The sequence below is a fragment of the Corynebacterium tuscaniense DNF00037 genome (genome assembly GCF_000759055.1).
GTDB lineage: Bacteria > Actinomycetota > Actinomycetes > Mycobacteriales > Mycobacteriaceae > Corynebacterium > Corynebacterium tuscaniense.
Genome location: NZ_JRNG01000006.1, coordinates 86,885 through 95,723 on the forward strand (window position 1 = coordinate 86,885; position 8,839 = coordinate 95,723).

Here is an 8,839-nt window from a genome sequence, read left to right on the forward strand (position 1 = left end):
ATCGCTGGGGCTAGCTTCGCGTGGGAAGTCGAGCGCGACGCGGTACACCCTGACTACACGTTAGCTACACATTGAACTTAAATTCGACCACGTTACGAATCGGATCAACCTCTCCCGCCAGGAGACATTGGCTCCAATGAAACCCGCGGCCCTTTCGAGCGCTATCGGTTATAACCGCTCTGAATCCGTTATGGCCTCACTGATGCCGTACGCGCCAAGCTCTAAGAGAGAGTCCAAAACGTCGAGCAACTCCGCTCGGTGGGTAGGATCCCGGCACTGCGCTAGCCCACGCACCACCAGTTCACTGATGTAATGCGCATCTCCCGCTGCGCCGGTGCGAATGTCCGCGGCATCGTGCCCGAAGACATCAACGAACCGTTTTGCAGCTCTCAAGACCAGTTCATCGACCCTATCCGGCGCGTACTGTAGCGTGACCAGCAACTGGGGCGTGGCGTGTTCGTAAGCCGGCGAGTCGATCAAAGCCGCGAGTAGTTTAACGAATGGCTGGAGCGGTTGCTCGCGAAGGTGAAGCGCCACAGTAGCCGCTTCCTTACGCACCCCATCCGCCTCGTCGTTCATAAGCCGGGTTAGGGTCGCCGTGGCCAGTTCGACATTCGAAGTGCGATCGACACACTGAACACAGGTTTCAGCGATGCCCTTTCGGGCGTGAAAGTCTCCCGACAGCGCTTGTTTCATAAGATCGGGGCGGTCCCATTCCATCGCCGCGAACGCCGCGACGGCGCCACCAGCCTCACGAGCTTCGGCATCATCCGATGCCAACATGCGCTGAATTACCGGATCTATAACCTCGGGATTCACGTTGCCGATGTAGACCATCAAATGCTGAACAGATCCGGCGGCGAGGAGACGATCGTCAGTATTGATCAGGGTTGAGAACGCCCTCATGACCTCTGGGCGAGCATGCCGTAGCGCGGCGGCGAGGGTGTAGGCAACGCACGAACGGACACTGAGTACCGGATCGCCGGCCATCGCGTTGAGATATGGCGCGACCAGTGCAGTTCTCTTGCCGTCACTGTCGGTGACCAAAAGATCGCCGAGAGCTTCGGCCAAACTCCCTCGTGCCGTGTTGATGCCGTTCAATTGCATATCCACGGCACTTGGTGCGTCCGTTCCATCCCGAACGATCACAGGAGAACAATCGGCCGGATCCAGCGCGTGCACAGCGCTGTCTCTAATCAGTTCGACCAGGTCAAGCGGCACTTCGCGGTAGTATTTTTGTAGCGCCATCCCGAGCCACCGATCATTTTCTGCCTGTCCCAGCGAAGCAATGTGACGGACAGCGTCGAAGATCAGCGGCGCGGTGCTATCGCTCGCATCGGCCTCGCCAAAGCCCCTAAGCATCGCACCGGAGTAAGCCGCATTGAACTCTGGGGACAGCCGCAGCGCCAGCCTAGCGAAGCGCTCGGGGTTTGCGGCTACTTGATTGCCCAGCACGCTGGACAATTCATGGGCTCCGCCGGTGAAGGTCGCCCAATTCGTCTTGTCAGTGTCATACTTTGACATAGCCCTCAGCCACTGTGAATCGCTCATTTTCTTTGCGGCACCAAGGCCGATCGGCGAACCGATGGAACCACCGGTAATTCCCTGTGGCTCTGCGGGGGCGTCCTCCCCAAACTTCCGTCGATATTCCCCGAGGAGTCGTTGACCGACCGTAGTAAGCCGCGCTTCTTCCAGGGCGGATAGAAACGTGAAAGCCGAGCGTCCCGAGCCGCAGTTACTCCCCCACTCGCAAGGCAAATCTCGAAACAACTTCTCGAGCCGCTGGTGAATTTCGTCGGACACGTGTGGTGCAATCGCCAGGACAAGCTCCCGTGCAACCCATAGGGAATCGGAGATATAGCCGCAACGGAGACGACGTCCGCCTTCGAGCAAGAGACTCGCCGCCCACCCGGCAAAATGCTCTGCGCCCGCTGACAATGCTCGGTAGAGCAAGAATTGCGATCCGTCGTAGGGATCGGAAGCCAGTTCCTCGAGAAGGAACCGGATCTCCTCAGGGGCGCTCTTTGCCACACTCTCCAGCGCTCGGACCGACGCCGCCAGCAGGATGCCATCAAGCCGGTAGCTGCCGAAGTCATCGTCCTTGATGCGAAAGCTGAAGTGCAGATCGCGAATCAGGCCGTCGACGCCAGGCTCGATCGCGGTCCTCGCCATGACTCGTCGGAGATACGGCACCGTGACCAGCACGAATGCCAACGGTTCAGCATGTGCGGTATACCTAACGAGTTCGGCGGCGCTGTACTCTCGCATGCCGAGCACAGTCACCTTGCCTTCCTCGTTAAGCGTCAGGGCATCCCCGTGATCGATCAGCCGAGCCTGCAACACCTCGATCGCCCAAAGTGGTTCGTGCTTAGGCAGGTTGCGCATCGTTAGCCAAAGTTCATGCTGTGCCCCATCGTAGGCGCCTTCGCGAACTCCTTCGAGCACCAAATCGAACAAATCTCGGTTCTGAAAGACATCCGAAAAACGGCTGACCCAACGCAACCAGCGGTGATATTCCGGCTGGGCCTTGCGGTCCCCTAACAGCTTTGCGATCGATACTGGGTGCTCTTTGACCGCACTAGCCATCATATTCAACGCGTGATTCCGCATACCCTCGTTCGGGCCATCAAGCCAAGCAGCAATCTGACCATCCTCAAGGAATCGTCTGAACCACTGTGGTCTACTCAACTGCTGCCAGAGCCGGTCTTCAAAGCCCGGATGTCCCGCGGCGATCCGGACCATCACTTCGGCATCGGCAGTCGTCGGCGCAAGAAGATTAGCTACGACGGCAAGGACTGTCTCCTTTATGTGAAATCGGATGTCGTTAGCGGTAAGTACTGATTCGACCTCGGTATGGAAACGATCCGGCGCTCGCTCGTAGAGATGTTGCAGGACCTGGCGAACCTGGGCACGTCGAAAAAGTGCCTGCTCGTCACGGAGAAGGAAGTCAACGAGTGACTCCCCGCGTGACACCCACAGACGTGCGAAGGCGTAGTCGAAAAACGTTTCATGGAAGAACGCGATGCGACCGCCGTCTTGCGCAAGCAAGTGTTCTGAAACGAGGACGTTGGCGTCTTCAATAAGGTCCTCATCGTCCAGAATCTCGATTGGGACAGACAGCGCTTGCAGATCGCTTGCAGCGTTGGCGATCCGACTGACCACGTCGTTGAATCTGACATTCACTCGCCGCGAACGCACTGCTTGTCGCTTGCGCTCCCAAAACGCTTCAAAGAGCGATCCGCGCGAATGGAAGGCCAGCGCGTCAGCCTGAGTCGAAATCGTTTGCAGGAGTACAAGGTGCAGCGGCGTCTGCAGAAGGGCTAGTTGTGATGGATTTAACCGCGCTGGGTCGAGTCCCATTCTTGTCACTGCCGCTTCGACTTCCTCCTTCGACAATCGGTCGACTTCCACCGTTGTTACGTCGGTACGAGACGCAAATGCGCGGATACGGTGATCATTATCGATGTCGAACTGGCGACATGCCATAACAACACGGATTCCGCACACTGACAGTGCTTCGTCGATGAGATCCATAACGACATCGAAACTCTCCGGCATACGTCCGGAGGCAAGACTCACCGCGTCGAGTTGGTCGATAATCAGGAAGGCGTCGCGATCGTCAGCCGCCCTCGCCAAAGCGGCTGCGGGAGAGACTTCGAACCCGAACTGATGCCCCAACTCGACAGTCGACGCGAACGGACCGCATCGGTCCAATCGTAGCGCCAGCACCTCGGCACCAGCCGATTCAAGAGCGGCAGCAGTTTGTTCGAGAACGGAACTCTTCCCACCTCCCGCCGTACCTGCGACGAGCCCGATCCGATATTTATCAAGCGCCTCCACTAGGTGGGCGGCCTCTGCACGCTTAATCGGTGGTTGCAAGAGTTCACGTTCAACGGACTGACGCCAGCTTTTCGTGATCTTAAACACCTGCTGGTGCGACGTCAGATGCGACCCAGGTTCCAGTGGCTTGATGCCCCTTTGAGCGAGAAGAGCAAAAAGTTCAGTTCGAGTCAACCGCTTACCGAGGTTGTCGAGAAGGATATCCCCTATAGCAAGAGATATGAGGTCGCCGCTAGCTCCCCTCAGACTGCACACAGCAAGCATACTGTTCGTGCGGACGATGTCGAGTTCATCTTGAACTAAGAACCGCATTCCGCGAAGTGTGTTCCAGGCCACTTGGGGATTGCCCAGGATTTCGGCCGCCGCCAATTGGTTAAAGACCGGTGTTAGCTCTTTAGAAAGCCAGCAGTCGGTGAAACTCGTTAGATCATCTGACTTGCGAGCACGATCGGACAATTCTTGTAAGGACCGGCACGGCACCAGGGAGACAAAATGGTAACTTCGGCCCGCCGCCACATGCTCCGCAGCCGCCTCGAAGATCTTTTGATCGGCGAGAGCCTTGACTGTCCAACTGTTACTAGTGCCGTTCTGTCGTTTTAACTGGTGCACTTCGGTAACGAGACCGTCGTCGTAAGTGAACTCGGAACCTCGATTTAGCTCGGCGTCGATGTCTTCCGCAGTCAACGCCCGTCTATCGTCGACGATGCAATATAAGGCATGGCGGATAGCCCATGCGAGCTCGTACCTATTTCCAAGCTTGTCTGTTTCTCCGCCAGGTCTAGGCGACATCAGACCTCCGAGATCACTTTCAACGTGGGATGCCGTATGGCGACACTCATAGCAGACTAGTGCAGGCTCGACCGAGTATGGGCACCGAGTGTGAGGCACTTGCGTCTATTTAAGTACACTCAAACGACTACGGGCCAAAATGCGATTACAACTAAAAGTAACCCTGTCCAGGAACTACACGTTGAACTCGAATTCAACGGAGTGGCGAAAGAAGGCTACCTCACTCAGTTGCAAGCGATTCGAGAAGCTGAAAAGTGTGCCGCAAGGCGTTTCCTGCTCGGAAAGGCAACCTCCGCAGGCTAGATCGTTCCGCGTCATGAAGAGCTAGCACCGCCGAAGTTGCCCTCAAGCCAGATTCGGACTCATTCTCACAGTCAGTCGCGGAACGAAAACCAACTTAGTACGGTCCCGACTGCAACTAAAACTGTTCCTGCCGAAACTAAATACCACCTTCTAACCGCTGGCGAAGCACGACTTCCTCTTCATCGCTGAGCCCAGCGAGTCTTTCCCCCTGCTGTTCTTCTTCGAATCGCAGCGCATCCGCCAATGTTTCTTTCAACGGGCGAATCTGCAGGCCAGCTTCGTAGGCTGCGGTGCAATCGAGTAGCGCGATGTTGCGAAACTGTTCACCTGGTACCCACAACGGCAACGATTTTGGGCCCATCCACGGGGTTACATCATTAGCGAGAAGCAGTTCATCAGAGCAAGGTCGCTCCGTAGCCTCCGATGCGGTTAACTCACGCGAAATCTTGAACACATCGGACAAGGAAGTAGCAAACCCCGTAGCATTAAAGGTTCCGAAAGTCCCAACTTCTGCAGACTCAACTATCCAGCCTGCAAGGTCTTTCACATCAATCATAGCGACGGGAAACGCCGGGTCTGGGACGATCACGTTCTCACCCGTGGGATGCGCGAAGCGCCACGGATAGTAACCACTGCGCCCTGTTTCGTCGCCGTAGCCAGCGATCAGACCGGGTCGAACTACCATTACCGACCGATTTGTGCTGCGATAAATCGTTTCGCAAGCAGACTTTGCGGCTGGGTACTGCCCCATGTCCTCCATGTAGTCAATTTCAAGCGGAGTGACTACGGAATCAGACTCGGAAGAAATACTTCCCTGATCCTCATATACGCTGCTCGAAGACACAAATATACGATGCTTGGCCTGGAGTTTCGCCGCCGCATCCCGCGCATGCTTCGGCTGACTCGTCAGATCCACAATGGTATCCCAAGTTTTCCCCGCAACCTCATCGTACGCACCGTCACGGTCACGGTCCGCACTCACAAACTCAGCTCCGTTGGGAGCCTTCCCGTTACCTCGTGCAAGGCAAGTAACTTGATGGCCTCGGTCGACTGCTGCAGCCGCAATGTGTCCTCCAAGGAAACCGGTACCACCGAGCAATAAAAAGTTCATGTCACTAGTTGTACACGAAAACTTCTCACACGTGACCAGTCCTAATCCCAGCGCACCCAAGCTAGATTAAGATGTCAGAGCAGGATTGCCCCACCATCTGCCAGAGCTTCTTATTCGGCTAACCTACACGTTGAACTTGAACTCGACGGAGTGTCGTCGATAAATAACTATTCGATGCGCAAAGTACAACGAAATACCGCTAGAAACAGACAACATATGGGGGTGCACAGAAACACATATAGGTTCTGCGGAAAACCTATAGGGTGCGTCGCTAAAAACCGCTGTGCGCGAAAAACATAAAGGGTTTACGGACCCGGTCCCAGACCCCTCAATACTCTGAGCCGGAAGAATGGAAAGTGGAAGGTTGATGTATCCCCACTATTTATTTTTTCCGTTTTTCGGAGTACATCGGGAGCTACAACTGCGGACCAGCTCTGTGTGAACTAGATGAGAAGGCGCAGCAGCGAATCATCGACGCTGGACAGTTGGTGCTGCGGGCACGCGAGCGGCACCCCCAGCGGTCACTCGCGGAGCACTACAACCCGTTATCGATGGACCCAATTCTGCTCAAGGCTCACAACAACTTGGACCGGGAAGTCGATAAGGCTTTCGATGTGGCACGCAAACTCACCAACGAGCGCCAGCGCCAGGAGCTACTGTTCGCCAGCTACGGGGAGTTGGCGAGGGGCTATGTCTCCTCGCTTTCATCAAAATCGAAACCACCAGCAGGGTCGTTCCCCGTGCGGGTGATTTTGATCGGTCCCGCTGCTGGGTGTAGAACCCTGTCGCTGGCAACGCCGGGAACTATGACTGTGCCCGACGAGAACACGTCACTGCCATAACGCGGCTCACGGTAGACGAACATGGGTCGTTCACTACTACTGGTGGATTTCGGTTTTGGTGGTGGGGGGATTACCGCCGCCGGCCTCGATTTTTCCGTTGAGGAGGGCGTTGACTACTTCCCGATTGTGAAATGGGCCGATGGCGCGGTGAAGAGGAACCAGTCACCTGGAAGAGATCGATCCAGTCGCTGGTGTGCAATCTGGGAGGTAGGGTTGCGGGGTCGATTCCTCGCGAGCGCAACCATGATTGTGTCTCTGAACGTGATGAAAACAACCCTGCCCTTCGGAGAATTTCCCCTATCCCGCGTCCCCGGGCGGTGAAAACGGTGTGCACCATCGCCTGAAAGGCTTTGCGTTGCTCTATCGGGATCTTCGGGTCACCCACCCGGCGGATCACTAAGATCCCCCCGTCAACGTTTGGCTGTGGCCGGAAAGCAGACCTTGGTACTCGGGAACCAAGGTGAAACGTGAACCATGGGGACCACTGAGCTGTCATCATCGTGCTTGCACCTACCCCGGCCCGGCGGCGAGCGACTTCCCACTGCATGAGGAGTACAGCGGCAGTCCATGCCGGCGCATGCAACAACTTTCGAAGAATGGCAGTGGTGAGGTGAAAGGGAATGTTTCCCACAATGACGCAGGGAGTGGCGGGTAACGGGAAGTTGAGGAAATCATCATGGACCACTTCGACCGACGCCGAGGCGGTCTTTTTTGTGAGTTTGGCAGCTAGTTTTGCGTCTACCTCAACTGCCGTTATTGCCCTCCCCAAGTGGGATATCGGGTGAGTGAGGGCACCGCTTCCTGGCCCGATCTCAATGATGGGGCCGGAGGTTTGTTTTACAAGATCGACGATGGAGTTGATGATCTTGTGGTCTGTGAGAAAATTTTGGCCATGTTCGTGACGGCCGTATCCGTATGTAGACATCAGGTGTGCTCCGTGGAGTTGAAACGGAGCCGGGCATGGCAAATGGCCGCCCGGCTAAAGGACCGGAGCGGTTTCTAACCTGCGGGAGGGAGAAAACCGCCTTAGCGGCTGGTGAGCGGCCGCATGAAAACGGAACCTGAAATCAACATGGGCCTATCGTATCCAATTAATTTCGCAGGGTCCAATACGGTGAGAAAGAAGACAACCGCACCGCAACAGTGCAAGACCTCTCTGGATTGGAATTTAATTGAACATGGGTTTGGGGTACGACGCGCCCTACTCGGAGTGGCACGGACACTACGGCTGCGCGCCCACACACAACAGTAAAGAGCTCGGCAATGCACAGACACGTAACGAGAGCGCCACAAATGTATGTACGTTTAAGTTACAGCATCGACACTGACGCTCCACATGGAGGGACGGCCGCAGCCCTGCAGCAAGCACACGGCAGGGTGCCTGCTTCGGGCGACGTGAAATTACGCAGAAAAATACGAAACACATCACCGCAGGTCACGGTAGGTATTTGCGGGTCATTTCGTAATCTCGTAAACGAAAAGAACAAAACTACGAAACACAAAAACATACGTTGAGCAGCGTAAATGGTTTTCGTTTCGTAATTTTTCCACTTTTTGAAGAAAATCTAAATAAGAAGAGACACCTTGATTGCGATTGTGTCCCGTGTCACATAGCTGCAACCCCTGCAGCGTGCCCTCAACGAGGACGCTCTGTGTCGTAGACATGTGCCTGCAATGCGTGTCTGTGTCTCTCTCTTAAAAGGTTTGGGTCGAAATACCGCAAAATTACGAAACACCGCCGAAATGTGACGTGTCTATGCAGGTCACAGCGTTATCGCGTGTTTCGTAGTTTTGTTCTTTTCGTTTGCGGAAATCACGAAACCGCAGGTAGAGCGTTTCGTAATTTTTTCGTATTTTGATCGGCAAATTACGAAACGAGGTCAAAACTACGAAACGAACACACAACACCTGTGTTGCGTGTCACACAACGGCGCGCCACGGACGTGTTGCAGCG

Annotated in this window: 4 protein-coding genes; 1 reads left to right on the forward strand and 3 read right to left on the reverse strand. The window is 55.4% G+C overall.

Annotated features, from left to right (window positions below; all coding sequences use genetic code 11):
* Positions 1 to 168: 168 nt before the first annotated feature.
* A complete protein-coding gene (locus HMPREF2129_RS02380) occupies positions 169 to 4,524 on the reverse strand; it encodes an NACHT domain-containing protein (RefSeq protein ID WP_198021509.1) in 4,356 nt (1,451 codons plus the stop codon).
* Between the two features lie 544 nt (positions 4,525 to 5,068).
* Positions 5,069 to 6,043 (reverse strand): NAD-dependent epimerase/dehydratase family protein, encoded by a 975-nt coding sequence (locus HMPREF2129_RS02385; RefSeq protein ID WP_034662607.1) that lies wholly within the window; start codon positions 6,041 to 6,043, stop codon positions 5,069 to 5,071.
* A 434-nt stretch (positions 6,044 to 6,477) separates the two neighbouring features.
* On the opposite strand from HMPREF2129_RS02385, the gene HMPREF2129_RS10540 reads away from it, so the two are divergent.
* Positions 6,478 to 6,885, forward strand: a complete 408-nt coding sequence (locus HMPREF2129_RS10540) for a type IIL restriction-modification enzyme MmeI (RefSeq protein ID WP_425319843.1) — start codon at positions 6,478 to 6,480, stop codon at positions 6,883 to 6,885.
* Positions 6,886 to 6,955: 70 nt separating this feature from the next.
* Here the strand turns inward: HMPREF2129_RS10540 and erm are convergent, their stop codons facing one another.
* A complete protein-coding gene (erm, locus tag HMPREF2129_RS10780; RefSeq protein WP_016456425.1) occupies positions 6,956 to 7,810 on the reverse strand; it encodes a 23S ribosomal RNA methyltransferase Erm in 855 nt (284 codons plus the stop codon).
* Positions 7,811 to 8,839 lie beyond the last annotated feature (1,029 nt).

Excerpts from the sequence above, each read along its gene's own strand:
- HMPREF2129_RS02385 (WP_034662607.1), bottom strand. The coding sequence starts at position 6,043 with ATGAACTTTTTATTGCTCGGTGGTACCGGTTTCCTTGGAGGACACATT.
- erm (WP_016456425.1), bottom strand. The coding sequence starts at position 7,810 with ATGTCTACATACGGATACGGCCGTCACGAACATGGCCAAAATTTTCTC.